General features: G+C 64.4%; 22 protein-coding genes and 1 tRNA gene. 14 read left to right on the forward strand and 9 right to left on the reverse strand.

What is annotated here, in order from left to right:
- Nucleotides 1-98 precede the first annotated feature (98 nt).
- Nucleotides 99-1,145, forward strand: coding sequence for a WD40 repeat domain-containing protein (locus OH491_RS16095; protein ID WP_342750586.1), 1,047 nt, complete (start codon nucleotides 99-101; stop codon nucleotides 1,143-1,145).
- A gap of 128 nt (nucleotides 1,146-1,273) precedes the next feature.
- Here the strand turns inward: OH491_RS16095 and OH491_RS16100 are convergent, their stop codons facing one another.
- Nucleotides 1,274-2,464: a DUF481 domain-containing protein gene (locus tag OH491_RS16100; protein ID WP_084442214.1), complete on the reverse strand. Its 1,191-nt coding sequence runs from the start codon at nucleotides 2,462-2,464 to the stop codon at nucleotides 1,274-1,276.
- The gene (locus OH491_RS16105) at nucleotides 2,421-3,644 is read right to left on the reverse strand and encodes a GTP-binding protein (RefSeq protein ID WP_145928811.1); all 1,224 of its coding nucleotides are present in this window, start codon (nucleotides 3,642-3,644) and stop codon (nucleotides 2,421-2,423) included. The genes OH491_RS16100 and OH491_RS16105 overlap by 44 nt, the downstream gene beginning before the upstream one ends.
- Nucleotides 3,645-3,852: 208 nt before the next feature.
- On the opposite strand from OH491_RS16105, the gene hemN reads away from it, so the two are divergent.
- Nucleotides 3,853-5,256, forward strand: a complete 1,404-nt coding sequence (gene hemN, locus OH491_RS16110; protein WP_068770544.1) for an oxygen-independent coproporphyrinogen III oxidase — start codon at nucleotides 3,853-3,855, stop codon at nucleotides 5,254-5,256.
- A gap of 140 nt (nucleotides 5,257-5,396) precedes the next feature.
- The gene (locus OH491_RS16115; RefSeq protein WP_068770543.1) at nucleotides 5,397-5,987 is read left to right on the forward strand and encodes a MarC family protein; all 591 of its coding nucleotides are present in this window, start codon (nucleotides 5,397-5,399) and stop codon (nucleotides 5,985-5,987) included.
- Nucleotides 5,988-6,099: 112 nt separating this feature from the next.
- On the opposite strand, the gene OH491_RS16120 is transcribed toward OH491_RS16115, so the two are convergent.
- A complete protein-coding gene (locus tag OH491_RS16120; protein WP_084442213.1) occupies nucleotides 6,100-6,597 on the reverse strand; it encodes an NUDIX domain-containing protein in 498 nt (165 codons plus the stop codon).
- 118 nt (nucleotides 6,598-6,715) lie between these two features.
- Between OH491_RS16120 and OH491_RS16125 the strand changes: the two genes are divergently transcribed.
- Nucleotides 6,716-7,138, forward strand: coding sequence for a SufE family protein (locus OH491_RS16125; RefSeq protein ID WP_068771118.1), 423 nt, complete (start codon nucleotides 6,716-6,718; stop codon nucleotides 7,136-7,138).
- Nucleotides 7,139-7,286: 148 nt separating this feature from the next.
- Here OH491_RS16125 and gyrA read toward each other — a convergent pair whose 3' ends face one another.
- Nucleotides 7,287-9,851, reverse strand: coding sequence for a DNA gyrase subunit A (gyrA, locus tag OH491_RS16130; RefSeq protein ID WP_084442212.1), 2,565 nt, complete (start codon nucleotides 9,849-9,851; stop codon nucleotides 7,287-7,289).
- Nucleotides 9,852-9,961: 110 nt separating this feature from the next.
- Nucleotides 9,962-12,484 (reverse strand): DNA topoisomerase (ATP-hydrolyzing) subunit B, encoded by a 2,523-nt coding sequence (gyrB, locus tag OH491_RS16135; protein WP_068771117.1) that lies wholly within the window; start codon nucleotides 12,482-12,484, stop codon nucleotides 9,962-9,964.
- 208 nt (nucleotides 12,485-12,692) lie between these two features.
- On the opposite strand from gyrB, the gene OH491_RS16140 reads away from it, so the two are divergent.
- On the forward strand, nucleotides 12,693-13,106 hold the full coding sequence (locus tag OH491_RS16140) for an RrF2 family transcriptional regulator (RefSeq protein ID WP_068770542.1): 414 nt from the start codon (nucleotides 12,693-12,695) through the stop codon (nucleotides 13,104-13,106).
- A gap of 30 nt (nucleotides 13,107-13,136) precedes the next feature.
- Here the strand turns inward: OH491_RS16140 and OH491_RS16145 are convergent, their stop codons facing one another.
- From OH491_RS16145 to OH491_RS16155, 3 genes are all read right to left on the reverse strand, one after another.
- Nucleotides 13,137-13,976 carry an NAD(+)/NADH kinase gene (locus OH491_RS16145; RefSeq protein ID WP_068770541.1) on the reverse strand — a complete coding sequence of 280 codons (840 nt, stop codon included), beginning with the start codon at nucleotides 13,974-13,976 and terminating at the stop codon, nucleotides 13,137-13,139.
- A gap of 64 nt (nucleotides 13,977-14,040) precedes the next feature.
- A complete protein-coding gene (locus OH491_RS16150; protein WP_084442211.1) occupies nucleotides 14,041-14,928 on the reverse strand; it encodes a PP2C family protein-serine/threonine phosphatase in 888 nt (295 codons plus the stop codon).
- A complete protein-coding gene (locus OH491_RS16155) occupies nucleotides 14,921-15,340 on the reverse strand; it encodes a serine/threonine protein phosphatase (RefSeq protein ID WP_068770539.1) in 420 nt (139 codons plus the stop codon). Before OH491_RS16155 ends, OH491_RS16150 begins: the two co-directional genes overlap by 8 nt.
- A gap of 439 nt (nucleotides 15,341-15,779) precedes the next feature.
- On the opposite strand from OH491_RS16155, the gene OH491_RS16160 reads away from it, so the two are divergent.
- The 5 genes from OH491_RS16160 to OH491_RS16180 all read left to right on the forward strand — a co-directional run bounded on the left by OH491_RS16160 (nucleotide 15,780) and on the right by OH491_RS16180 (nucleotide 19,387).
- Nucleotides 15,780-16,796, forward strand: coding sequence for a glutamine synthetase beta-grasp domain-containing protein (locus OH491_RS16160; protein ID WP_068770538.1), 1,017 nt, complete (start codon nucleotides 15,780-15,782; stop codon nucleotides 16,794-16,796).
- Nucleotides 16,797-17,002: 206 nt separating this feature from the next.
- Nucleotides 17,003-17,077, forward strand: a tRNA-Arg gene (locus OH491_RS16165).
- Nucleotides 17,078-17,249: 172 nt separating this feature from the next.
- Nucleotides 17,250-18,860, forward strand: a complete 1,611-nt coding sequence (locus OH491_RS16170; protein WP_068770537.1) for a sodium-dependent transporter — start codon at nucleotides 17,250-17,252, stop codon at nucleotides 18,858-18,860.
- A gap of 19 nt (nucleotides 18,861-18,879) precedes the next feature.
- Nucleotides 18,880-19,065: a hypothetical protein gene (locus tag OH491_RS16175; protein ID WP_145928810.1), complete on the forward strand. Its 186-nt coding sequence runs from the start codon at nucleotides 18,880-18,882 to the stop codon at nucleotides 19,063-19,065.
- Nucleotides 19,066-19,180: 115 nt separating this feature from the next.
- The gene (locus tag OH491_RS16180) at nucleotides 19,181-19,387 is read left to right on the forward strand and encodes a hypothetical protein (RefSeq protein ID WP_068770536.1); all 207 of its coding nucleotides are present in this window, start codon (nucleotides 19,181-19,183) and stop codon (nucleotides 19,385-19,387) included.
- Between the two features lie 195 nt (nucleotides 19,388-19,582).
- Here the strand turns inward: OH491_RS16180 and OH491_RS16185 are convergent, their stop codons facing one another.
- Nucleotides 19,583-21,130, reverse strand: coding sequence for a DegQ family serine endoprotease (locus OH491_RS16185; protein WP_342750588.1), 1,548 nt, complete (start codon nucleotides 21,128-21,130; stop codon nucleotides 19,583-19,585).
- Between the two features lie 240 nt (nucleotides 21,131-21,370).
- Here OH491_RS16185 and OH491_RS16190 point away from each other — a divergent pair, with 240 nt between their 5' ends.
- From OH491_RS16190 to atzF, 4 genes are all read left to right on the forward strand, one after another.
- Nucleotides 21,371-22,972 (forward strand): alpha-N-arabinofuranosidase, encoded by a 1,602-nt coding sequence (locus OH491_RS16190; RefSeq protein WP_084442210.1) that lies wholly within the window; start codon nucleotides 21,371-21,373, stop codon nucleotides 22,970-22,972.
- A gap of 406 nt (nucleotides 22,973-23,378) precedes the next feature.
- On the forward strand, nucleotides 23,379-24,584 hold the full coding sequence (locus OH491_RS16195; RefSeq protein WP_068770535.1) for an oligogalacturonate lyase family protein: 1,206 nt from the start codon (nucleotides 23,379-23,381) through the stop codon (nucleotides 24,582-24,584).
- Entirely contained in the window at nucleotides 24,581-24,763 is a 183-nt protein-coding gene (locus tag OH491_RS16200; protein WP_068770534.1) for a hypothetical protein, read from the forward strand. The genes OH491_RS16195 and OH491_RS16200 overlap by 4 nt, the downstream gene beginning before the upstream one ends.
- A gap of 183 nt (nucleotides 24,764-24,946) precedes the next feature.
- On the forward strand, nucleotides 24,947-26,806 hold the full coding sequence (gene atzF, locus OH491_RS16205) for an allophanate hydrolase (protein WP_334319339.1): 1,860 nt from the start codon (nucleotides 24,947-24,949) through the stop codon (nucleotides 26,804-26,806).
- Nucleotides 26,807-26,960: the final 154 nt, after the last annotated feature.

The following is a 26,960-nucleotide window of genomic DNA, read 5'->3' on the forward strand; positions in this document are numbered from 1 at the left end:
AGTTGAAAGTTGAAGCGCGCCGCACCCCGCGCGGCGCGGCCAAACTTAAACTTCCAACTTAAGCTTAAACTCTTTTTGTGATGGCTTCATCCGCCGCCATGAACCTGACCAAAAACTGGGCCGCCGTGCTCGACGATTATGTGATCGACCTTGCCTGGTCGCCCGACGACACCCGCCTCGCCGCCACGTCCGCATCGGGCGCGACCGGCGTCTTTGAAAAGACTTCCGGCGATCAACTCCACAGGCTTCCCGGCCATGAGGATGGCGCGAACTGCCTCGCCTGGCAGCCGGTCCCGGCGGGCGCGCCCGCCGTTTCGCTCGCCACCGGCGGGCAGGATGGCTGCGTGAAATTCTGGGACACTCTCACCGGCCAGCATACCGCCAGCGCCGCGCTCGGCGCGGGCTGGGTCGAGCATCTCGCCTGGCGCCCCGCCCCGAAAAAAGAAACCGCCGGCGCCGCCGCGCTCCTCGCCGCCGCGTGCGGGCGCGACCTCGTGTTTCTCAATCCCGACGCCTCCGTGCGCCACCGCTGTCCGCGCGCGCCGAAAACCATCTCCGCCCTCGCCTGGCAGCCCGCCGGCGGCTGCCTGGCCGCGGCGTATTTCGGCGGCGTGCAGCTCCGCGACGCGGACGACTTCATCGTCCAGAAAGAATTTCCCTACTCCAACGGCATCCATGCGCTCGTCTGGTCGCCCGACGACCGCTGGCTCGTCTCGGGCAACCAGGACCCGAGCGTGCATCTCTGGATTCCCGAGAGCGGGCTCGAACTCCACATGAGCGGCTACGAGGGCAAGGTGAAATGCCTCGCCTTCGACCCCGCCGCGCGCTGGCTCGCCACCGGCGGCGGGCGCGACGTGTGCGTGTGGGATTGCTCCGGCGCGGGCCCCGAGGGACGCGAACCGCTCCAGCTTTCGCACGAGGCGCCGCTGTGCGCGCTCGCCTTCCAGCACCGCAGGAGCCTGCTCGCCTCCGCCTCGGCGGACGGAGTCATCATGCTTTGGGACATCGCGGACGGGAAGCCGCGCCGCCTCGCGGTCGTCCGCATGCCTTCACCCGCGACCAAACTCGCCTGGTCGGCCGACGATGCGAAGCTCGCCATCGGCAGTGAAAAAGGCGCGCTCTACGTGCTGGCCTACGAGTCCTGAGCCGGCGGCTTTGGCGCGTGATAAATCCGGTTCGCCAATGACGCCATTTCCGAACGGAATTTATATTTCGGGCGGGCGGGGCGCCCCCGCCGGGCCAATGTTAAATGGAACACTATAAAGTGCCCCGGCTAGAAATTGAACCCGAGCAGGAACCGCGCGCGCTCGTAGTCGGTCACGCGCGGATCGGGATTGTTGAAACGCACCTCGTAGCGAAAACTGAAGCTCAGCGCGTCGCTGAGTTTTTTCGTCAGCTCAAACTCGTTCTGCCAGCCGGTTGAGTAGGAGTCGTCCACGGTGAAATACCAGGCGCCGCGCTCGGTGACCGTGATGCGCCAGGGCAGTTGCAGGCTCGCCTCGCCGAACAGCGATTCCACCGAGTATTCGGTGTCCTCCTTCGCGCGATCCATCGGCCAGGTGCTGAAAATATTCTCGGCCACGCCGGCGTGGAGCCGGTATTGCTTGGATTTCAGGATGTGCCGGCCCAAGCCAAACTGCTGCTGGAGCTGGGTCGCCTTCGAGCTCTTGCGGTCGCGCTCGAAGTTGGGACGGTATTCGCTGAACCAGTTTTCCCCAAACGTGTGCCGCCAGTAGCCGTAGGCCTTGAAAATGTCCACGGCGGTCACGTCGTCGTCCCGGCGGAACTCATACCGCGGCTCGACCTGCACCTCGTCGCGCTTCCATGTGCGCTTCACACGCGCCTCGATGGCGTAGAGGCTCCGTTTCGCCGTGTCGTCGATGATGCTCGCCGAAAACGCGATGCGCCCGTGCCAGCCGCCCCACCATTTGATGAAGCCCTTGCCCAGGCGCACGGTGGTGGCGATGAGCGTCTTCGATTCCGCCTCGGCGGATTGCGCCGGGGGAGTCGCGCCTGGCGCGCCCGTTTTGGGCGGGGCGGGTTTTTTCGCGGCTGCCGCGACCGCAGTCCCCTCCGGTTTCGGCGGCGCAGCAGAGGGCGCAGGCCCGGCTTTCTTTTCCGGCGCCTTGGGTTTTTCGGTCTCGATCGCGACCTCGGTCTCGGTGACGAGCGGCGCGAGCGGCGCGGTCAGCTCGACGGTCGCATCGGCCTCGCGCACGCTCAAGTCGCCAAACTGGTCCGAGCGAAAAAAGATCTGCCCGCCCTCCTTCTTTATAAAGGTGCCGTGCACCTGGTCCCCGTTCTTGAATTTCAGCACATCCGCGCGCAGTCCGGCGCCGGACAAGAGAATAAAGCCACAAACCGCGGCAAAGACTAGTTTGCCGAAAGCCATTATGATGGAATTGGAGAAGCTGGAGGAGTCATGCGAGACAGGCGTCGAGCCGGGCGCGGATGGATGATTCATCAAGACACACGCCGATGAACACAAGTTCCTGCCTTCTGTCCCCGTGGGGTGACAACCAGATTTTTCGCAAATTTTCAGGCGGCTCCTCCCACCCGGGAATGCCGCGCTCCTGCATCGCCGCCCACCACCAGCCGGGAAAATCGAATCGCGTCGCTCCGCCCGCCACCGAAAGGAAGCCCATTTCATCGGGCCGCTCGCCGATCCAGAAAAAGCCTTTCGCGCGCAAAAGCCCCGGCAGCGCGCCGGGCTCGGCGAGCAGCGCGCGGAATTTTTTCCCCGCAAACGGACGCCGCGCACGATAGACGAAGCTCGTGATGCCGAAGTCCTCCGGGCGCGCGCCGCCCGCCCCGGCGCGCCGCGCCACCGGCTTCGCCCCGGCGGGCGCGCCTTCGCCCGTGTCGAGGTTGTTGAGCACGCGTATCCAGCTCGCGGCCGACAGCGTCGCGCTTGCGTCAAAACGCTGCCGGCCAAGCAGTAATTCCACCGGCACCTGGCCGCGTTCCGCGCGCGTGAGCATGGCGCGGCGGTTGAGCCCGCGCACGATTTCCTCCAGCCGGGCCAGGTCATCCCCGCCGTCCACGAGGTCGCATTTGTTCAACACGATCACGTCCGCGCACTCCACTTGCTCGACCATCAATTCAAACACCGGCCGCGCCGCGTCCGCGGCCACGGCGGGCGCCGCGTGGCTCGTCTCCCATTCGCGCAGGAAATGCGGCGCGTCCACCACGCTCACCAGCGCCGTCAGCCGCGCGAAATCCGACAGGCTGCGCCCGAACGGGTTTTTTCGCGTGAACAACTCCGCCACGCCTCGCGGCAGCGCCACGCCGGATGTTTCCACAAAAATGTGGCCGATCCTTCCCGCCGGCCCGCCGGCCGCCAGCTCGGCGATCGTCTCGGCAAGGTCGTCGCGGCTGGAGCAGCACACGCAGCCGTTGCCCAGCTCGACGATCTCGCGCACCGCCGCGCCGCCGGCCCGCGCCCGCACCACCGCGGCGTCGATGTTGACCGAGGCCACGTCGTTCACGATCGCCGCCCAGCGCCCCTCCGCCCCGGGCTCCGCCTGGGCTAGCAAGTGATTGAGCATCGTGGTTTTCCCCGCGCCAAGAAACCCGCACAAAACCGTGACGCCGGGCGGGCGCGCGGCGTCGGCGGAGGCGGATTTTCCGGATTGCGAAAACATGGGGTGAATAACCGCAAAAAGGAGCAAAAGGCACAAAGGGAAATTTTCCAAAAAACGCGCCGCCCGGTCAGCCCGGCGGCATCCCTGCCGCCGGGTGCGTCTCTTTGAGAAGCATTCGCATCGACGCCAAGAAGCGCCGCTTCTTTGGCAAAAGAAGCACAGCGCGCCGTCGATTTTGTGTCAGATTGATGTAAACGTTCGCAGCCCAATGCCAGCAGTCCACCAACACCCGCCGGTCAACCACGCGCCCAACCTCGATCTCATTCGCAAATACTCGATGGCCGCGCCGCGCTACACCTCCTATCCGCCGGCCACGCGCTTCACCGCCGATCTCGCCCCGCTCGATCTCGACGATGCGATCCGCGCCGACAACGCGCCCGGCGCCGGGCCGCTCTCGCTCTATTTTCACCTGCCGTTTTGCGAGACGCGCTGCTGGTATTGCGGCTGCACCACCATCATCACGCGGCGCGCCGGCGCCGCGTCCGAATATCTCGACCTCCTCGAACGCGAAATCGCCCTCACCGCCGGCCGCATCGACACCGGCCGCCCGGTCGTGCAGCTCCATCTCGGCGGCGGCACGCCCACCTTTCTCCAGCCCGACGAGATCCGCCGGCTCGCCGCCATGGTCCGCTCGCGCTTCGAGTATGCGCCCGATGCCGAAATCAGCGTCGAAATCGACCCGCGCCGCCTCACCCGCGACCACATCCGCGCCCTCGCCGAACTCGGCGCCACGCGCGCGTCGCTCGGCGTGCAGGACACCGACCGCCGCGTGCAGCTCGCCATCCACCGCCACCAGCCCAATGCGCTCAACCAGCAGGCCGTCGCGTGGCTGCGCTCCGAGGGTTTCCGCTCCATCAACCTCGACCTCATTTACGGCCTCCCGCTCCAGACGCGCGAGTCCTTTGCCCGCACGCTCGACGACGTGCTCACGCTCGGGCCCGACCGGCTTTCCGTTTTCAGCTACGCGCATGTGCCCTGGATAAAACCCGCGCAAAAAATCTTCGAGGATCGCGGCCAGCTTCCCGACCCCGAGGAAAAGCTCGCCATGTTCGCGCTCGCGCACGAACGCCTCACGCGCGCCGGCTTCATCGACATCGGCCTCGACCACTTCGCGCGCCCCGACGACGAACTCGCGCGCGCGCAGCGCGCCGGCACGCTCCATCGCAATTTCCAGGGCTACAGCACGCACGCCGGCGCCTCGCTCTACGGATTCGGCCTTTCCTCCATCTCGCAAACCGCCGACACCTACCGGCAGAACACGAAGGACATGATCGCCTACCAGGCCGCGCTGGCCGGCGGCCGCCTGCCCGTCGAGCGCGGCCTGCGCCTCGACGAGGAGGATCGCCGCCGCCGCGCGATCATCATGCGCGTGATGTGCGAACGCCGCCTCGATTACGCGCGGTTGTCGGACGAACTCGGCGTCGATTTTGAAAAGGCTTACGCGGCCGAGCTTGCCACGTTCGGCGACCTGATTGCCGACGGCATCGTGACGATGGACGATGCCAGCTTGCGCGTGACGCCCGCCGGCGCGCCGCTGCTGCGCGTGGTCGCCATGCGCTTCGACACCACGCTTCCCGCCGCTCCCGCCCGCCAGCACGCGAAGGTGATTTAAGGAGGACTTGGGCCATCAGCGCCTTTGGCGCTTTGGCGTCGCCATGCCACGCAACCCGCCGCGCGGTCGTTCTCTGCGTGCTTGGCCGGGCCTTCCTTTTGCCCCAAGCTCTTAACCCGCCAGCCTGAATCCATTTCCCCATGTCCGACCTCCTCCAGCGTTTTCTCCAAGCCTTCATCCCGCTCTTTGTCGCGATGGACCCGATCGGACTCGCGGCGCTCTTTCTCGGCTTCAGCCAGCTCCTGCCCGCCGACCGCCGCAGGCGCATTTCGCGGCAGGCGGTCTGGACGGCCAGCGCGGTGGCCCTGCTGTTCCTGTTTCTCGGGCAGGCGATTTTTCACGCGCTCAACATCACTCAGGGCGATTTCCAGATCGCGGGCGGGCTCATCCTGCTGATCCTCGCGTCGCGCGATCTCGTGCTGCCGGCCGACGCGAAGCAGCCCGCGGTGCTGCCGGAGGATTTCGGCGTGGTGCCGCTCGGCATGCCCTTGATCGCGGGACCGGCGGCGCTGGCGACCCTGCTCGTCTGCGCAAAGTCGGTCGGGATGCTCGTCACGCTGGCCGCGTTCGGCGTCAACCTCGTCTTCGTCGTGCTCGCGTTTCGCTGGAGCGATCTGTTCGGGCGGCTCATCGGCATGACCGGCATGCGCGCCATTTCCAAAATCATCGCCCTGCTCCTCGCCGCCATCGCCGTTTCGATGATCCGGCAGGGATGGCTTTACAAAGGCTGAAGGGATTTTTGATTTTCGATTCTCGATTTTCGATTGGGCGCTGCCGCGCCATTTTTTCCTTTGGCGCGGCAGCGCCCAATCGAAAATCGAGAATCGAAAATCAAAAATCCCTTCAGCCTTCTTCCTCGATTTCCACGCGCAGCGGATTCTCCGGCGCGCAATCCGCGCGGAGGGTCACGAAACGGTCGCGGTAGCGGTCGTAGATCGGCCAGAGCGCGGTGCGGTCGGTCGCGGGAATCGGCAGCGACTCCATCGCGGCGCGGCTGAAAAACCCGAAACGCCCCTCGCTGATGTCGGGCGGCAGCGCGGGGATGGTTTTCTTGCAACGAAACAGAAACAACAGCCAGTGCCCGCTGCCCTCGTAGGATTTCTCGGCGATGATGGCGAACAGATGCAGGTCGGCCGTCGCGAGCTCGAAGCCGGTTTCCTCGCGCGTCTCGCGGATCGCGCATTCGTAGGGCGATTCGCCGAGGGAGGTCTCCAGCTTGCCGCCGACGGGGCTCCACGCGCCGAGATTGGGCGACTTGGCGCGGAGGAGAAGGAGCTGCTCGCCGGCGGCGTTTTCGATGAAAACGAGCACGGCGATTTTATAGGGAATGGCGGGCTTCATGGATGGCGAAAACAGGCTCACGGTGGCGCGGCATCAAAGCAGAGGCCGCGCCGCGAGGGGAGGATTTTTTCGCGGATTGAAAACCGGCGCGCCGCCTGCATTAACAGGCGGGCAATCCATGAGTCTCTCCGCCAAGCACGACGCGCTCGTCGAAATGTTCACCATGCTCCCTGATGACGAGGAGCGTTTCCGCCACATCCTCACGCTCGGCCGCCGCTATCCGGCGCTCGCGCCCGCGCTGCACACCGACGACCGCCTGCTGCCGGGCTGCGTCTCGCGGCTGTGGTTCGTGCCGGAGTTTCGCGACGGAAAATGCTGGTTCCACATGGATGCCGACGCGCAAATCTCGAAGGGCATCGCCGCGCTGCTGTGCGACTTTTACAACGGCGAGACGCCCGCCGACATCGTCGCGACCGAGCCGGCGTTTTTAAACGAAATCGGCCTCCCGCAGGCGCTCTCCGCCAACCGCAGCAACGCGCTCGCCAGCCTGCGCGGCCGCATCAAGGCCTTCGCCGACGCCTGCCTGCGCCCGGCGGCGTGACCGTGAAAGTCAGGCTTTTGGTGGAGGGCCGAGCTCCCGCGAGGCCGTCGCGGTTAAACGCCACGTTTTCCGGTGACGGCCTCGCGGGAGCTCGGCCCTCCATCAAACCAAATAAATGGCAGGGCGCGTCGGCGCGGCTCGCGATGCGTTACTCTTTTGGCGGCTCCGTCTCGCCGGAAGCCGCAGGCGCGGACGAGTCGGGGCCGGAAGCCGTGCCGCCGTCGGTGGTTTCCCCGGCGCCGGCCGCCTCCTGCTCTTCCTCGGTCTCGACCACTTTCGCGATGCTGAGGAGTTTGTCGCCCTCGGCCAGCGTGAGGAGTTTCACGCCTTTGCCGCCGCGGTTGACTTCGCGGATGGTGTTCACCGGGCAGCGCACGCTCTGGCCTTTGGCCGTGAGGAGCATGATTTCGTCCTCGTCCTTCACGCTGAGCGCGCCGGCGAGGTTGATGGAGTTGTCCTCGGGAAGATTGATGGCCCAGACGCCGCGGCCGCCGCGGTTGATGAGGCGGTAGTCCTCGAAACGGGTGCGCACGCCGAGGCCGGCCTCGCTGGCGACGAGGAATTTCGCGTTGTGGTCCACGACCTCGATGACGTCGAGCTGGTCGTTGTCCAACTTGAAGCGCATGCCGGTGACGCCGCCCGTCGCGCGGCCGGTGGCGCGGAAAAGGATTTCGCCGTTCTCATCCTTTTCGCGGAAACGGACGGCGAGGCCCTGGTGCGAGACGAGGATGATCTCGTCGCCGCCGGTGGTGAGCACGCAGCCGATGACGGTGTCGCCCTCGGCGAGGTTGATGCCGATGAGTCCGCCCTCATGGTTGCGGGTGGTGCCGATGTAGTCGGAGAGCGCGGACTTTTTCACGATGCCGCGCTTGGTCGCCATGACGAGGTAGCGGTCCTCGGCGAAATCGGGGACGCAGAGCATGGCGGCGATCTTGCCGCCCTCCTCGCCGAGCCGCAGGAAACTGGCCACGGACTTGCCCTTGGCGGTGCGCGGGCCCTCGGGGATGTCGTAAACCTTTTTCGCGAGGCACTGGCCGGTGCTGGTCACGAACATGATGTAGTCGTGCGTGGACGCGGTGAAGAGGTGCTCGACGAAGTCTTCCTCGTAGGTCTCGGTGCCGATCACGCCCTTGCCGCCGCGTTTCTGCGAGCGGTAGTCGGCGATGGGCGTGCGCTTGATGAAGCCGAGGTGCGAGACGGTGATGACGCAGCCCTCGTTGGGGATGACGTCCTCCATGCGGAAGTCGCCGAGCGCGGCGGTGATCTCGGTCTTGCGCGCGTCGCCGTATTTTTCCTTCATGGCGAGGAGTTCCTCCTTGATGACCTCGCGGAGGCGCCAGTCGTTTTCGAGGATGAGCTTGAGCTCGTCGATGAGCTTGAGGAGTTCGAGGTATTCGGCCTCGATCTTGTCGCGCTCGAGTCCGGTGAGCTGGTAGAGGCGGAGTTCGAGGATGGCGTCGGTCTGGCGCTCGGAGAGCGGGTATTTGGCCATCAATTTTTCCTTGGCTTCCTGGCGCGAGGCGGAGGCGCGGATGATGCGGACAAAGTCGTCGAGGTTGTCGAGGGCGATCTTGTAGCCTTCGAGGATGTGGGCGCGGTCCTCGGCGCGGCGGAGGCGAAACTGGGTGCGGCGGGTGACGACGTCGCGGCGGTGATCGATGTAGCAATCGAGCAGCTCGCGGATGTTCATCTGCTTGGGGCGCTTGTTGTCGATGGCGAGCAGGATGACGCCGAAGGAGGACTCGAGGGCGGTTTTCTGGAAGAGCTGGTTGAGGATGGGGGAGGCCTGCTCGCCGCGCTTGAGCTCGATGACGACGCGGGTGTTTTCGTCGGATTCGTCGCGGACGTCGCGGATGCCTTCGATTTCCTTGTCGGTGACGAGTTCGGCGATGCGGGTGACGAGGGTGGCGCGGTTTACGTTGTAGGGGATTTCGGTGATGACGATTTGCTCGCCGGTTTTGTTTTCCTCGACGTGGGCGCGCCCGCGGACGCGGACGATGCCGCGGCCGGTCTTGAGGTAGGAGAGGATGCCCTCGCGGCCCGCGATGACGCCGCCGGTGGGGAAGTCGGGGCCCTGGATGAGCTGGCAGAGTTCGTCGATGGTGGTTTCGGGCCGGTCGAGGATGGCGACGGAGGCGGCGATGAGTTCGTGGAGATTGTGCGGGGGGATGTTGGTGGCCATGCCGACGGCGATGCCGGTGGAGCCGTTCATCAGCAGGTTCGGCAGGGCGGAGGGGAGGACGGAGGGCTCGGTGGTGGACTCCTTGTAGTTGGGGTTGAAGTCCACGGTGTCCTCGTCGATGTCGGCGAGGAGGCTCTCGGCGGTGTCGCGGAGGCGGCACTCGGTGTAGCGGTAGGCGGCGGCGGAGTCGCCGTCGATGGAGCCGAAGTTGCCCTGCGGATCGACGAGCTGGTAGCGCATGACCCAGGTCTGGGCGAGGCGCACGAGGGCGTCATAGACGGAGGAGTCGCCGTGGGGGTGGTAGTTTTTGAGGACTTCGCCGACGACGCCGGCGCATTTGTCGAAGGCGCGGTTGTGCGCGAGTCCCTCGCGGAACATGGCGTAGAGGATGCGGCGCTGGACGGGCTTGAGGCCGTCGCGGGCGTCGGGCAGCGCGCGGGAGATGATCACCGACATCGAGTAGTCGATGTAGGCGGTCTGCATGATGTCGGTGATGTTGGCGGTGGAGAGTTTTTCGGTCGGGGATTGCATGGTGGGCGCGGACGCTGGTGCGGATTGGCAGGTGGATGCGTGTCAGGTGTTGAGATGGAATCGGTCGGCGGGCGCGGGCTCAGCCCCCGCCCGTAGTTTTTTCCGGATACTCACACGTCGAGATATTGGACGTTGAGGGCGTTGTCCTCGATGAACTGGCGGCGGGGCGGGACGTCGTCGCCCATCAGCAGGGTGAACAGCGCGTCCGCCTTGGCGGCGTCGGCGATGTTCACTTTCAGCATGCGGCGTTTCTCCGGGTCCATCGTCGTCTCGAAAAGCTGCTTCGCGTTCATTTCGCCGAGGCCCTTGTAACGCTGGATGCTCAGGCCCTTGCGCCCGAGGGCGCGGATGTGCGCGACGATGTCGAGCGGGGAGTGGAGCTCCGTCTTCGCCTCGGTTTTCTGGCCGGGATTCTCGGTGATGAGGTAGCGCGGCTCTTCGGTTCGGCTGAAGCGGTTGATGTCGAGGCCGACGGCGGCGATGGCGCGGAGGAGCTTGGACATCTCCGTGGATTCGAAGATTTCGTGGATGGTGATGCGCCGCGCCGGGCCGGCGGGAACCTTGTCCTTGGGCTGCTCGGGTTGCTCGAAGAGGTCGGCGTCGAGGCCGTTTTGCTGGACGAAGGCGGCGCGGGCGTGCTCGTCGGCGAGGAATTCGTGCGACTCCTTGTTGCCTTCGCGGATGCGGGCGATGTAGCGGGGGAGCGCGAGGGTTTCCTTGTGGTGGCGGTCGAGGTAGTCGGCGAGCGGGGCGCCGTGGCGGGTGACGCCGCCGCCGAGTTTTTCGAGCGAGGCGAGGTTTTCGACGATCTTGTCGATTTGCGCGGGGTCGAAGTTCAGGTTGTCGCGGACGCGGGTGAGGATGACGTCCTCGCTGCCGAGCTCGAGGAGGATGCGGTTCATCTGCTCGTCGTTGTCGATGTATTGCTCGCGCTTCTTGCGCTTGATGCGATAGAGCGGGGGCTGGGCGATATAGACGTAGCCGTTTTCGATGAGGCCGCGCATCTGGCGGTAGATGAAGGTGAGGAGGAGGGTGCGGATGTGCGAGCCGTCCACGTCGGCGTCGGTCATGATGACGATTTTGTGGTAACGGGCTTTTTCGATGTTGAAGCCGCCGACGTTGTCGTCGCCTTCGCCGATGCCGGTGCCGAAGGCGGTGATGAGGGTGCGGATTTCGGCGTTGCCGAGGACCTTGTCGAGGCGGGCTTTCTCGACGTTGAGGACTTTGCCGCGGAGCGGGAGGATGGCCTGGTGGCGGCGGTCGCGGCCCTGCTTGGCGGAGCCGCCGGCGGAGTCGCCCTCGACGATGAAGAGTTCCGATTCCGCGGGGTCGCGCGAGGAGCAGTCGGCGAGTTTGCCGGGGAGCCCGCCGCCGGAGAGCGCGCCTTTGCGGACGGTCTCGCGGGCCTTGCGGGCGGCCTCGCGGGCGCGGGCGGCGTTGAGGATTTTGTCGATGATGCGCTTGGCAATCGGAATGTTGGCCTCGAAGAAAAATTTCAGTTTTTCGCCGACGATTTTTTGCACGATGCCGTCCACTTCGCCGTTGGAGAGCTTGGTCTTGGTCTGGCCCTCGAAGCGGGGTTCGGGGACTTTTACGGAGATGACGGCGGTGAGGCCTTCGCGGCAGTCGTCGCCGTTGATGGCGGGGTCCTTTTCCTTGATGAGGTTGTTGGCTTTTGCGAAGTTGTTGATGACGCGGGTGAGCGCGGTGCGGAAGCCGCTCAGGTGCGTGCCGCCCTCGATGTTGAAGATGGAGTTGGCGTAGGCGAAGATTTGCTCGTTGTAGCTGTCGTTGTATTGCATCGCGACATCGACGGAGACGGGCGGCTTCGACGGGTCCTCCTCGTTGGGGACGGTGTCGCTGAAGGTGACGGGCTTGTCGTGGACGAGGTTCTTGTTGGTGTTGAGGTAGCGGACGAACTCGGTGATGCCGTCCTTGAAGTAGAAGGCGTCGGATTTCTGGGAGCGTTCGTCGTTGAGCTCGATGCGGATGCCGGGGTTCAGGAAGGCGAGCTCGCGGAGGCGCTTGGCGAGGATTTCATAAACGAACTCGCGCGTGGTGAGAAAGATTTCCGGGTCGGGCTTGAAGGTGATCTTCGTGCCGGTCTTCTTCGTGTCGCCGACGATGGTCATCTTTTGCGTGGTGATGCCTTGCGCGAAACGCATCTGGTAAACTTTTCCCTCGCGGCGCACCTCGGCCTCGAACCATTCGGAGACGGCGTTGACGCACTTCGCGCCGACGCCGTGCAGGCCGCCGGAGACCTGGTAGGCGCCCTTGCCGAATTTGCCGCCGGCGTGGAGATTGGTGAGCACGAGTTCGAGCGCGGGGATGCCGTATTTCGGATGGATGTCCACGGGGATGCCGCGGCCGTCGTCCTCGACCGAGCACGAGCCGTCGAGGTGGATGGAGACTTTCACGGCGGAGGCGAAGCCGGCGAGGCACTCGTCGATGCAATTGTCAACGATCTCGAAGACGCAGTGGTGCAGGCCGCGCTCGTTGGTGTCGCCGATATACATGTCGGGGCGTTTGCGAACGCCTTCGAGGCCCTCGAGCTTTTCGATTTTGGAGGCGTCGTAGGTGTCGTTGAGGGAGCCGGGACGGGCGGGGATTTGCGGGTCGTTTTGGTCGGACATGTGGGCTTGGGAAAAGGCGATGATGTTGTAAAAATTAAAAGGGAAGATTGCATCCGAAAACCGGGCCGCGGGCAATGGATTTTTGCGGGGAATTTGCGGTGCCGAAAAGCGCCTCTCCGCGACCCCGCCGCCGCACCAAAGGTATTTTAGGCGAATAACCCAACAAACACTGTTGCCCGGCGCGCAACATCTTGCCTGACTCGCCGGCGTGAAACTCTCCGTCAAAGTCGATTATGCCTGTCGTGTTCTCGCCCAACTCGCCCGCACCCGCGATGGCGACGAGCTCGCGCACATCGAGGAACTCGCGAAGGCGGAGGACGTGCCCGCCAACTATCTCGTGCAGATCCTCGGTGAACTCCGCAACGGCGGCCTCATCGCCAGCCGCCGCGGCAAACAAGGCGGCTACGCGCTCGCCCGCCCGCCCGAATCCATCACGCTGCTCGACATCGTGCGCGTGATCGAGGGCGAACTGCTCGAACTCAACGCCTCCACTGGCGGCCAGTCCGGCAAGCGCGTGAACCAAGTCTGGCGCGAGATTCGCGCCACGCTCGAAGCCAAGGCCCGCAGCTACACGCTCGACAAACTCATGCCGAAGCCGACGGAGGAGATGTATTATATCTGAGCGGCCTTCCCTTGGGCCGCCGCGTCCGGCTCACTCGCGATTCGCCGCTCCGCCGCTCCATCTGAGCTTGGTGCGAATGACCGAAAAGTGGGAATAATCGAGGCTCTGCGCGAGCGGCAGCCGGACCGGCGCGAGCGAGATCGAAATGGGCTCGGTGCTGCATGTCGTGAGATTGTGATGCCCGTCCGCGGCGACGAGCAGGCAGGTCGCGGGATCGCGGTTGATGACGCGCAGTTTCACGTCGTGGTGGAAAACGATGGAGCGGTTGCTGAGCGTGTGCGGGCAGATCGGCGTCAGCGCGATGACCTCCGCGCCGGGATGGATGAGCGGGCCGCCGGCGGAAAGATTATAGGCGGTCGAGCCCGTGGGCGTCGAAAAGATGAGGCCGTCGCTGTGGTAGTCGGCTACGAGTTCGTCGTCGGCGCGGACCTCCAGCCGCACGATGCTCGAGTTGCGCTGTTCCTTGATGAGAATGTCGTTGAGCGCGAGCACGTGCTGGTCGCCGATGGAGCAGTCGAGCAGCGAGCGCCAGGCGAGGCAGTATCTGCCCTCGAGCAGCGCGTCGAACTGCGCGCGCGCCTCCTCGGCGGAAAACGTGGTGAGAAAACCGAGGCTCCCGCGGTTCACGCCGATGATGGGCACCTGCTCCCGGGCGGCCTCGCCCACGACGCCGAGCAGCGTGCCGTCGCCGCCGATGACGCAGCACGCGTCGCAGTCTTTCAGCAAACCGACGGGCAGGGGAAACTCATGCGTGGAGCGGACGTTGACGCCGCGCCCCGCGGCGATGTCCATGAGATCGCGCGCGATTTCGGACGCGCCGTTTTTTCCGGCGTTGACGACGAGGGCGAGAGTGCGGATGGCGGCGGGCATGGGCGGAGGATGGGGACGAAACGCGCGGTGTGGAATGAAAAAGGACGGAGCGCGCGCGGCGCCCTCACTTCGCCACCAGCTCGAACACCACGGCGGTCGTGTTGTCGCGGCCCGAGGCCGCCACGGCCTCCTCCACCAGCCGCCGCGCGGGCGGCAGCGCGGCCTGCGCCGCGGGCGGCTCGCGCATGAGGCGCTCCAGCCCCGAATCCCACATGCCGTCCACGAGCCCGTCGGAGCAGATGACAAAGCGGTCTCCCGCCAGCAGGTTGACCGCGCCGATCTGCGGATCGATGTGCTGGTTGCCCGCGCCGAGCGCCTGCTGCAACGAGCTGCGCCCGGGATGCGCGCGCGCCTCGTGCTCGGTGATGCGGCCCGTGCGCCGGAGCCAGCCGACGTGGCTGTGGTCGTGCGTGAGCTGCGTGATGCCGCCGGACGCGGGCAGGTAATAAATGCGGCTGTCGCCGATGTGGCAGAAATACATCCACTCCGGCGTGACCCAGCACAGGCTGAGCGTCGCGCCCATGCCCGCGCATTCCTCATAACTGCGCCCGAGCGCGATGAGCGACGCGTGGATCTGGTCGAAAAGCTCCTCGAGGATGTCGCTGAAGCCGCTCGACAGGCCCATCGCCGCGACCTTGAAGCTGCGGGGGAGCAGCTTCGTGATTTCGTCCACCGCGATGCGGCTGGCAAATTCGCCCGCCTTCTCGCCGCCCATGCCGTCGCTCACCGCGAAGACAAAATCCGACCCGCCCAGCGACGCCTCGCCGATCTTGCCGAGGTAACGCACTTCGTCCCCGTCGAAGTTGAGCGCGAGAAAGCTGTCCTCGTTGTTGCGGCGGAAGCGCCCGGTGTGCGTCATGCCCGACCAGCGCAGGCGCAATGACGCAGGAGGCGTGACGGCCGGCGGCACGCCGGGGGGCGTCGATCTTGGGTTGGGCGACAAATCATTCATCGGGAGGGGGTGGTTTGAGCGACACGCCCGCGTGCGGGCCGTCGAGAAAAGTGGCGAACTCGAAATCGATGATGCAAAATCTCCCGTCGCGAATGCGATAAGTAATGTTGCGCAGGAACGGGTCCTCGTGGCGGATGCCGAACGGCTCCAGCGCGGCAAACACTTCCCTGACCCGCTCCTCGCTCATGTGCTCGACGCGGCCGCCGCAATTATTGGTGACCAGCAGCAGCCGCTCCGGATCGGTCTCCAGCACGCGCGGCACGAAGTCGCAGCCGCGCTCCTCCAGATGCCGCAACACCCGCACCTCGTTCTCGAAACGCTCGCGCGCCTGGTGCCCGCGAAAGGTCTTGTGCACCCTGCCGTCGTAGCCGATGCGCACCATGGCGCGGCGGGTGTCCTTTACCTCGTGCATGTGGGAATGAATGCCATCGAATCGGTGCGCAGTAAAGCCACTTGCCTGCCGGCGGCAAGCAATGCGTTTCCAAATTCACCCGCCCAAGGAAAGGACGGCGCGCAGCCCTTTCCCTTTCCGGACTGAAGCGCTTTCAATGAAAAAAGCATAAAGCAGGCGTGATATCATCGCCCGCCACCGGCTTTTCATCATTTTAGTGTGCGATTTATGAAATTTTATCTTATTAATTGTTATTAACTAACATAATAATACCGCTCGTTTCTCCCCTTATGATCAAATTCCAAATCACTATGCTCGCCAATTGGCATGCGCTGTGCTTTTTTCTCCTTCGCCAAAAATCCCTTTTTCGGAAACGGCAGCGAGTTCATCGCCCCCCGTCCCGCAAGCGGATGGAGGCAGCCAAACCATACAAACACACACCGAACCCACGTCCACATCCATGGCAAAACTCAAACTCGAATACATCTGGCTTGATGGATACACCCCCATTGCCAATCTCCGCAGCAAAACCAAGATCGTCGAAGGCGACCCTGCCAAGTTCGCCCTCGACGACGTCCCTGTCTGGGGCTTCGACGGCAGCTCCACGCAGCAGGCCGAGGGACGCAGCTCCGACTGTCTTCTGAAACCTGTTGCGCTCTATCCCGACGCCACCCGCAAAAACGGCTTCCTCGTCATGTCCGAGGTGCTTCTGCCCGACGGCACGCCGCACCCGACCAACACCCGCGCGACCATCCTCGACGATGCCGACACCTGGTTCGGCTTCGAGCAGGAATATTTCTTTTTCAAAAACGGGCGCCCGCTCGGCTTCCCCGCCGAAGGCTTCCCGCCCCCGCAAGGCCGCTACTACACCGGCGTCGGCTACAAAAATGTCGGCGACCTCGCCCGCCAACTCGTCGAGGAGCACCTCGACCTCTGCATTCACGCCGGCATCAACCACGAAGGCATCAACGCCGAGGTCGCCAAGGGCCAGTGGGAATTCCAGATCTTCGGCAAAGGCTCGAAGACCGCCGCCGACGAAATGTGGGTCGCCCGCTACATTCTCGAGCGCCTCGGTGAGAAATATGGCATCGACGTCGAATGGACCTGCAAGCCCATCCGCGGCGACTGGAACGGCTCCGGCATGCACTCCAACTTCTCGACCAAGTTCATGCGCGAAAAAGGCGGCAAGGAATACTTCGAGAAGCTCATGGATGCGTTCCGCAAGCACCACGACGAGCACATCGCCGTTTACGGCCCGGACAACCACCTGCGCCTGACCGGCCTGCACGAGACGCAGTCCATCGACAAGTTCAGCTACGGTCTGGCTGACCGCGGCTCCTCGATCCGCATCCCGCACTCGTTCGTCAACAGCGCCTACAAGGGCTACCTTGAGGACCGCCGTCCCAATTCCGCCGCCGACCCGTATCTGGTCGCCTCGCGGATCTTGAAGACGATCGCGACCGTCCCGACGAGCTGAGCCGGAACGGGTTTCCCCGTGGGTTTATCATTTCGACGCCGCCCTCTCATCGGGCGGCGTTTTTTTTCGACAGCCAGGATTCGGGAGGCAGAAAAAGCACCGTCGCCGGAAGCGTCGCGCCACCCGGGTGCTGACGGAGTTCTGCCGGATTCCAGACTATCGCTTGACGTTGGCCGCAGGATTGCGTTGAAATGCCGCTGTCTTTTGCGGGCGTAGCACAATGGATAGTGTAGCGGTCTCCGAAGCCGTTGATGTGGGTTCGATTCCCGCCGCTCGCACCAATGATCGACCCAGCTAGGCTGGCGGGAGGATTGCCGCCGTTGCCAGTTGCGCGCTGCCACGCCTTGCCCACAACAACCTCGTTTCGCTGGCCCCTGCTTCCGGCCGCAGCCTGATTCGCAGCCGCCGTGTTAAGTGTTGCCCGCTCTCCGGATGGTGGTTGCATCGGCTCACATGTCTCGACCGCAAGAAGCATGGACGTCCAATCTCGGCGTCATCTTTGCCGTGGCCGGAAGCGCCGTCGGGCTGGGCAACTTTCTCCGCTTCCCCGGCCTCGCCGCCCAATACGGCGGCGGCGCGTTCATGATCGCGTATTTCGTCTCCCTGCTCGTCATCGGCGTCCCCGTGTGCTGGGCGGAGTGGACGGTCGGGCGGCACGGCGGGCACCACGGCTACCATTCCTCGCCCGGAATCTTTCACGCGCTGCTGAGACGGCGCTGGGCCAAGTATTTCGGCTCGATCGGTTTTCTCATCCCGATGCTGGTCTGCATGTATTATGTATACGTGGAGGCATGGTGCCTCGGCTACGCGGTCAATGCGATTTCCGGGCGCCTGAGCGTGCCGGGCATGCACTACGGGGAATTTTTCGCCACCTACACCGGGGCAAATGTGGACGGGGTGGCGGTGAAATTCGGGCTGGGCGATGTCGGCATCTTTGTCGTCATCGTGCTGCTGCTGAATCTTTACCTGCTTTACCGAGGCCTTTCCAAGGGCATCGAACTGGCGTGCCGCGTCGGCATGCCGCTGCTGGTCGGCCTCGGCCTCATCCTCCTCGTCCGCGTGCTCACGCTCGGCACGCCCGACCCGGCCAGGCCCGGCCAAAACGTGCTCACCGCGCTCGGTTTCATGTGGAACCCGGGCGACAGCGTCCTCGCCAGCCTGCGCAATCCCCAGCTCTGGCTGGCCGCCGCCGGGCAGGTGTTTTTCTCCCTCAGCATCGGCCTGGGCGTCATCATCACCTACGCCAGCTACCTGCGCAAAACCGACGACGTCACGCTCAGCGGGCTCACCGCGGTGTCGGCCAACGAATTCTGCGAGGTGGCGCTCGGCGGCATGATCACGGTGCCGGCGGCGTTCATCTTCCTGGGCGCGGCGGGCGTCGCGGGCCAGGGCACGTTCGCGCTCGGCTTCATCGTGCTGCCCGAGGTGTTCGCGCACATGCCGGCGGGGGTGCTGTTCGCGTCGGCGTTTTTTGTGCTGCTGTTCCTCGCGGCGGTGACGAGTTCGCTGTCGATCCTGCAGCCGGTCATCGCGTTTCTGGAGGAGGCGTTCGCGATGCGCCGCGCGGTGTCGGTCTCGTGGCTCGCGCTCGTCATGATCCTCGGCACCGGTTTCGTGTGGTATTTCTCGAAGGATCTGAAGGCGCTCGACACGATCGATTTCTGGATCGGCAACGTCGGCGTGTTCCTGCAAGGCACGGTCATCATCCTGCTGTTCGGCTGGGTGATCGGCATCGAGAAAAGCTGGCGCGAGATGCACCGCGGCGCCGCGCTGCGCGTGCCGGGCTTTTTCCGCATCGTGATGCGCTACATCACGCCGCTGTATCTCATCACGATCTTCACGCTCTTCCTGCTGGACAAAGTCGTGGGCTGGAATTTCAGCTTCGAGAAACCTGTGTTTCAACAGACGGGTTACATCGCCGATCTGGTTGGAAACGCTCCCAGCCCGGTCGCCCGCATCACAGTCGGCTTCATCATCGCCGTGTGCCTGCTGGGGCTCGCGCTCGTCACCGTCGCGGGACGCCGCTGGCGCTCCAAGCCCGTCGCGCCGCATTACCGAAAATAACCCGCGAGGAAAACCCGTCATGAACATGCCTTTTCTAATGACAATCATCGCGCAGGCCGGGACTGCCGCGCCCGCGCAGACGCTCACCGCGGGCGGCTGGGCGAGCATGATCCTGTCCGTCGGCTTCGTGACGCTGTTGTTTGCCTGGTGCATCCGCCGCGTACTGCGCGGCGATGCGAACAACCGGCACGAAAAAAAACACTGAATGCCGCCCGACGGGACACCGGCGCAGACGCGCGCCGGCGCCGCCCGCGCGCAACTTTTCCGCGCGCGCCGTGTTTTTCATCTAACCACGGACACGCAGCCAGCATACGATTCCCATGAAAACCATTCTCCTCTTTGTCGCCTGGTGCATTCTTTTTGCCCTGAGCTGGCCGCTGGCGTTGTTCGTATTGGCGGCATGGCCGCTGGTCTGGCTCATTTCGCTGCCGCTGCGACTCATCGGCATCACGCTCCACGCGGTGTTCGCCCTGTTGCACGCGGTTCTGCTGCTGCCCGCGCGGCTGCTCGGCTGGCGCCCGGCCTAGGATCGACGTTGGCCGTGGGGACAACAGAAGGTGCTGCCCTTCCGCAATCGGGATGTGTCCAACCGCATCTTCCGCCGCCCGCCCTCCTGCCTCCCGCCGCCAAAATAAAACGCTCCGGGCTGCCCTATACAGCCCGGAGCGGGTCATCACTTCATACCACAACCTCCTTTATACGGTCAGGAGGAAAATCGTTTTTTATCTGTCGCCGGTTTCGTCCACTGCGACAAAGCGCGTCCCTTTTTGGTTCCAAATTAAGAGAAGCGTTTTTCGCGATTTCGGATTTTCGGTCAGGCGCACCGCATCCTCCGAGCTTTGCACGGGCTGGCGGTTGATTTCGAGAATCACGTCGCCGGGTTGCAGGCCGGCCTCGGCGGCGGCGGAGTCCGGCGCGACCTCGGTGACGAGCGCCCCGCGGATGCGGGCGGGAATGTCGAACTCGCGGCGCGCGCGGCTGCTGAGGTCGCTCACGCCGACGCCTTGCAGGGTGCCTTCGTTGCTCCCGGAACCGGCTACGGCGGGCCCCTCGCGGTCGTCGGGATCGCGCGGGAGTTCGCCGACCTTGAGCTCGAGCGTCTCGGATTTCCCGTCGCGGGCGACGACCACGGGAACCGTCTGGCCGGGCGCGACATTGGCCACGGTGAGCTTGAGCGTGCGGCCGTCCTTGATAGGCTTTTTGTTGAATTCGGTGATGACGTCGCCGGTCTTCAGGCCGGCCTTCTCGGCCGGGCCGTCGCCGACGATCTCGGAGACGAGCGCGCCTTCGGTTTTGTCGAGGTTGAACTGCTCGGCAAAGGCGGGCGTGATGTTTTGCACCATGACGCCAATATAGCCGCGCGTGACTTTGCCGTGCGCGACGAGCTGTTCCATGATGCTGCGCGTCATGTTGGCGGGGATGGCGAAGCCGATGCCCTGGAAACCGCCGCTGCGGCTGAGGATGGCGGTGTTCACGCCGACGAGGCGGCCGCGCACATCGACGAGCGCGCCGCCGGAGTTGCCGGGATTGATGGCGGCGTCGGTCTGGATGAAGTCCTCGTAATCGAGCCCGAGCGTGGCGCGGCCCAGGCCGCTGACCATGCCGCTGGTGACAGTCTGGCCGATGCCGAAGGGATTGCCGATGGCGAGCACGCGGTCGCCGACTTCGAGCTGGTCGCTGTCGGCAAACGTGATGGCGGGCAGGTCGGCCGCATCGACCTTGATCACGGCGAGATCGGATTTCGGGTCGGTGCCGATGACCTTCGCGCTGAGTTCGCGTCCGTCGTTGAAGGAAACCTTGATCACGTCCGCGCCGGTGACAACGTGCGAGTTGGTCACGACGTAGCCGTCGGCGCTGACGACCACGCCCGAGCCGAGGCCGTTTTGCTCGGGCTGGCGCTGCATCCGGCCTCCGCCGCCGAACGGGCCGCCGGGACCGCCGAAGCCGAAGGGGCCGAAAAATTCGCGGAAGCGCGGGTCGTTGAAGAACGGGTTGTCCTGCACGGGGACGTTTTTCGCGCGTTCGGTGACGAGCACTTTCACGACGCTCGGCGCGACCTGCTTGATGACGGGCGCGTAGCTGTCCGACGCGGTGCGGGCAAGCGGCTTGTCGTCAACATTGATGGAGACGGAGGGCTTTGTCTCGCCCGCCGCGAATGCGACGGAAAACGCGAGCGCTCCGGCCGCGAGCAAGCCGCCCCCGATGAAGGCGGCGCTCCGGCGACGGTGGTGCCGGTGGTGGGTGTCGGTGTTTTGTGTCATGGCGGTCATATGAATGGTTGGAATGAGTGGGTGATGGTGGATGATGATGGTTGTCCGGAAAGGCGGACGGGGGCGTTCCCCCTCGTATCGCGGATCAATGTCGCATGCGGAGTTTTCCGCTGTCTTTCACGCGCCTTACATTTTTGTAATGTTTGTCCGCGGCCACTTTACTGTCATACGGAGCATGCGTTGACCGCGCATGGGGAGCGAAGCGAGTTTGGCGGTGTCCCTTCCCGCCCCGTTTTCCCAATGAAACCGCTCCACAAAAGCTATCCGCCGCGCGCCCGCGCGCTTTCCTCGCTCATTGCCGGTGTCGCGGCTTTTGCCGTCGCGCCGCTCGCCGCCGCGCAGCAGGCGGCCACGCCGGCCGCCGCCGCCATCATCCTGCGCGCCGACCAGACCGGCCCCGTCATCAATCCCAACCTCTACGGCCACTTCGCCGAGCACCTCGGCCGCTGCATCTACGAAGGCATCTGGGTCGGCGAAGACTCGCCCATCCCCAACACCCGCGGCATCCGCAACGACGTCGTCGCCGCGTTGAAAAACCTCAACATCCCCGTGCTCCGCTGGCCCGGCGGCTGTTTCGCCGACGAGTATCACTGGCGCGACGGCATCGGCCCGCGCGAGAAACGCCCCGCCATGATCAACACCCACTGGGGCGGCGTCGTGGAGACAAACCACTTCGGCACGCACGAGTTTTTCGATCTCTGCGAGCAAATCGGCGCCGCGCCCTACGTGTGCGGCAACGTCGGTAGCGGCTCCGTGCAGGAAATGATGGAGTGGGTCGAATACATGACCTCCGACGCGAACTCGCCCATGGCCAACCTCCGGCGCGCCAACGGCCGCGACCAGCCCTGGAAACTCCCCTACTTCGGCGTCGGCAACGAAAGCTGGGGCTGCGGCGGCAGCATGACGCCCGAGTATTACTCCGGTGAATACAGGCGCTACAACACCTTTGTAAAAAATTACTCCGGCAACAAAATCCAGCGCATCGCCTGCGGCTCCAACGGCGCCGACTACAACTGGACCGAGGTTTTAATGAAAAACGTCGGCGCCCGCATGATGAACGGCCTCTCGCTGCACTATTACACGCTCCCCACCGGCAACTGGCGGAAAAAAGGCTCCGCCACCGACTTCGACGAACCCGCCTACATCGCCACGCTCGTCAACACGCTCAAGATGGACGAGCTCATCACCAGGCACGGCGCCATCATGGACAAATACGATCCCGACCAAAAAGTCGGCATGGTCATCGACGAGTGGGGCATCTGGACCGATGTCGAGCCCGGCACCAATCCCGGCTTCCTCTATCAGCAAAACTCGCTTCGCGACGCCATCATCGCCGCGCTCAACTTCAATATTTTCCACCGACACGCCGGCCGCGTGACCATGACCAACATCGCCCAAACCGTGAACGTCCTTCAGGCGATGATTCTCACCGACAAGGAGAAGATGCTGCTCACGCCGACCTACCACGTGTTTGAGATGTATAAGGTCCACCAGGGCGCCACCTCGCTCCCGCTCGCGCTCTCCACGCCGGATTATGAGTGCGGCGGCAAAAAGATCCCCGCGGTCAGCGTCACGGCCTCGCGCGCGCCGGATGGCAAAATCCACCTCGGCCTCGTCAATGCCAATCCCAACACCCCCGTCACCGTCACCTGCACGCTTGCCGGGCTCACCGCGAAACGCGCGGCCGGCCGCGTGCTCACTGCGCCTGCGATCACGAGCATCAACACCTTCGACGCGCCCGCCGCTGTCGCGCCGAAGCCCTTCCACGGCGCGGCGCTTTCCGGCGAAACGCTCACGCTCACCCTCCCGGCCAAATCCATCGTGACGCTGGAGCTGGAGTAGGCCGGGCGCCTTGAGCGTTCCGATTCCTCTGCTGGAGGGCCGGGCTCCCGCGAGGCCGTCGCCGGAAAACGTCACGCATGACCACGACGGCCTCGCGGGAGCCCGGCCCTCCAGCAGAAGAATCGCCCTCGGATAAAATCGAACTGTCCACATTTTTTCATATTCAGGACTGTCCGCATGTCTTCTATATAACCGGGATTACGCAATGAGTGAAACGCTCATTGGATTTCCAAACCATAGCGACAAAGAGGACACGGAGGGCAAACGAATTCCCATCATCTCACGCCATTGGGTTTTATTGTTCAGGACAAAGCCATTCCAGGGGACATAAGCCTGGAATTGATTCAACAGGGCATGATTACCTTCATCATATTAATATCATATTGAAACATTGAAAATACAACCGATGAAAACTCTTTCCATTGCATTGCTATGTTATTTTGCGTGGTCGGGCGCGGCCATTGCACAACCCGCGCCATCGATCCCCCTTGAGTGGACCGACCCCCTGACGCACCACAAGGTCATCCGGCTGACCCGCACGGGCACCGACAACAAGAGCTTTTATTTTCACAACAACCCATTCATCAAGACGCCCGACGGGAAGGATGACTTGATGATCTACGCCGGGGTGGTCGATGGCAGGCGGCAGTTCTTCACGCTGAACCTGCGGACACTGGAGAGCGTGCAGCTGACGGACCGCCCGCAGGGTGTCAACGGGGAGATCGTGGACAAGACGCACCGGGAGGTCATCTACCAGACGGGCGACAGTGTCTTCGCCACCCACATCGACACCCGCCAGACGAGGTTGGTGCACGTCTTTCCGCACGAGCTGGGAGCGAGCATCAGCACCGTCAACGCCGACGGGACGCTGCTGGCCGGAAAATACAACGACGGGAAAAAAGCGCAGGAAATCCTGGCGAAATACCCCCAGAAGAGCCAGTATTTCAGCCGCATATATGAGGCGCATATCAAGCATTACCTCTTTACCCTTAATATTAAAACGGGGGAGATGCGGGTGATCCACGAGGAGAACGAATGGACGAACCATATCCAGTTTTCGCCCACCGATCCCGCCCTCCTGATGTATTGCCACGAGGGACCGTGGCACAAAGTGGACCGGATATGGACGATCGACGTGAACACCACCGACTATAAACTGATGCATCGCCGCTCGATGGAGATGGAGATCGCCGGGCACGAGTTTTTCGCCCCCGACGGGAAACGCATCTGGTTTGACCTGCAACAACCCCGCTCGGTGACCTTCTTCCTCTGCGGCGTCGATGTGCGGAGCGGCGAGGAGGTGAAATACGAGATGACGCGCGACGAATGGTCGATCCATTTCAACGTCTCTCCCGACCAGCGGTTATATTGCGGCGACGGCGGCGACCCCGGGCAGGTGGCCAAGGCCGCCGACGGGATGTGGATATATCTTTTCCGGCCCGACGGCCGCCGCCTCGTGTCGGAGCGCCTCGTGAATATGAAAGGGCACAACTACAAGCTGGAGCCCAACGTTCATTTCTCTCCCGATCAAAAGTGGGTCATCTTTCGCTCGAACATGCTCGGCGGCGAGACGCACGTGTATGCTGTTGAAATCGAAAAACAAGGCGGATGAAACCGGGAGACCACCGGATCGGAACGCCGCCGCGCGGTTCCGCTCCGCATCCCGAATGGCAGCGCGCGCTCACCGCTTGCGTGATTGAACGGCTCGGATGTGCCACGCGCACCGGCCCAAGCTGGGCCGCAGGCACCGTCGGGCACGCCACCTTCACGTTCCGGCTGGGGGGATTTTGAGCGTGATCCCGGCAGGCGGCCACTGTGCGGAAGATGGTGTTTTCAAAACGATAGAACAACTCCGCGCCTGGACGGCTGGAAACACGGGCGAATGTCCGTGATTCCAATCGCGGACAGCCTGCATGCAACTTCCTGCCCGCGGAAGAATTTAGCCGTCCGGCATGCCACTTGCTTTTGGGTGGCGTGCACGAGACCAAGGATTCGTTGTCCCCCAAGACCGCCGCCAGCCCTCGCGACAGGCTGATCGCCGGCTGGCGCGTTGGCGCGAGCGCCTCGTTAACCGAGGCCGCCCGGCGGGTGGTCGCGCTGGTTGAGAAAATCCAACCCGCCGCCGTCGGCGGCGGTGGCGATCCGGCGTGGATTCTCGCGCTCACGCCCGCGCAGATAAAGGAACAGTTTGCCGCGCTGGAGGCGCGCGTGGGGCGGGAGGGCGCGGAGAAGTTTTCGCTGCTCGGCGTGCCGTTCGCCATCAAGGACAACATCGACTTCGCCGGGTTGCCGACGACCGCCGCGTGCCCGGCATTTGCCTACACGCCGAAGGAAACCGCGCCCGCCGTGCAGCGGCTGCTCGACGCGGGCGCCATCCTGGTCGGCAAAACCAACCTCGACCAGTTTGCCACCGGGCTCGTCGGCACGCGCTCGCCTTACGGCGTGGTGCCGAATGTGTTTAACCCGGATTACGTTTCGGGCGGTTCGAGCTCGGGCTCGGCGTCGGTCGTGGCGCGCGGGATCGTGCCGTTTGCACTCGGCACCGACACCGCCGGCTCGGGGCGCGTGCCGGCCGGCTTCAACAACCTCGTCGGCCTGAAACCGACGCGTGGCTGGCTGAGCACGCGCGGCGTGCTGCCGGCGTGCCGCTCGCTCGATTGCGTGTCGGTGTTCGCGGCCGGCGTGGAGGACGCCGCGCTGGTGGCGTCCATCGCGGGCGCGCCGGATGCCGACGGTTATTCGCGCGCCGTTCCCGCGGGCGCGTTCGAAAAGCGCCTGCCGGCGAAACCGCGCTTCGGCGTGCCGGCCGCGCCGGAATGGTTCGGTGACGCGCAGGCGGAGGCGGCCTTTGCCCGGGCGCTCGACCGGGCGCGCGCGACGGGCGCGGAGATCGTGCCGATGGATTTTTCCCCGTTTTTCGAAGTGGCGGCGCTGCTCTATCAGGGGCCGTGGGTCGCCGAGCGCTACACGGTCGCCGGGGAATTGCTCGAAACGAATCCCGGCGCGGTGCATCCGGTGGTGCGCGGCATCATCGCGCGCGGGACGGAGTTCGATGCGGCCTCGGTGTTTCGCGCCCACTACAAACTCGCCGACCTGAAGCGCGGGTGCGACGGCCTGCTGGCCACGGTGGACGCGCTGCTCGTGCCGACCGCGCCGCGCCATCCGTCCATCGCCGACGTGCTCGCCAGCCCGGTCGAGATCAACAGCCAGCTCGGCACCTACACGAATTTCGTCAACCTGCTCGACTGGAGCGCGCTCGCGCTGCCGGCCGGTTTCCGCGACGACGGCCTGCCCGCGGGCATCACGCTCATCGGCCCGGCGTGGGCGGATGCCGCGCTGGCGGAATTCGGCGCGCGCTGGGAGCGGCGCGAAGCGGCCGCGACCGGCCGCGGGGCGGCGCTGCCGTTTCCGGAGCGCAAAACGGTGCGGCTCGCGGTGGTCGGCGCGCACCTTTCCGGGCTCCCGCTCAACCACCAGCTCACGGAACGCGGCGCGGTGCTGGTGGAGAAAACCAAAACGAGCGCCGATTACCGTTTCTACGCGCTGCCCGGGACGACACCGCCGAAGCCGGGGCTGGTTCGTATTGGAAAAAAGGATACAAGTCCGGACGCCGGGATCGAGGTCGAGCTTTGGGACGTGCCGGAGGAAAAATTCGGCTCGTTTGTCGCGGCGATACCGCCGCCGCTCGGCATCGGCACGCTGACGCTCGCCGACGGGCGCGAGGTGAAGGGCTTTATTTGCGAGGCATGGGCCGCGGAGGGCGCGGAGGACATCACGCATTTCGGCGGCTGGCGCGCGTATCTGGCGAGAGGGAAGAAAGGCGCCGCGGGATGAACGAAGAGCGGCAGCATCGTAATTGTAGGGCCCGACCTTGCGTCGGGCCGCGAAGGTTGAACGAACGGTCCCGTGCGAACACGGCTCGACGCAAGGTCGAGCCCTACAGTCGCCGCCGCGCCGCCTGTCGCGAGACTGGCAAAAGTATTTCTTT

The organism is Termitidicoccus mucosus, from assembly GCF_038725785.1.
Taxonomy (GTDB): domain Bacteria; phylum Verrucomicrobiota; class Verrucomicrobiia; order Opitutales; family Opitutaceae; genus Termitidicoccus; species Termitidicoccus mucosus.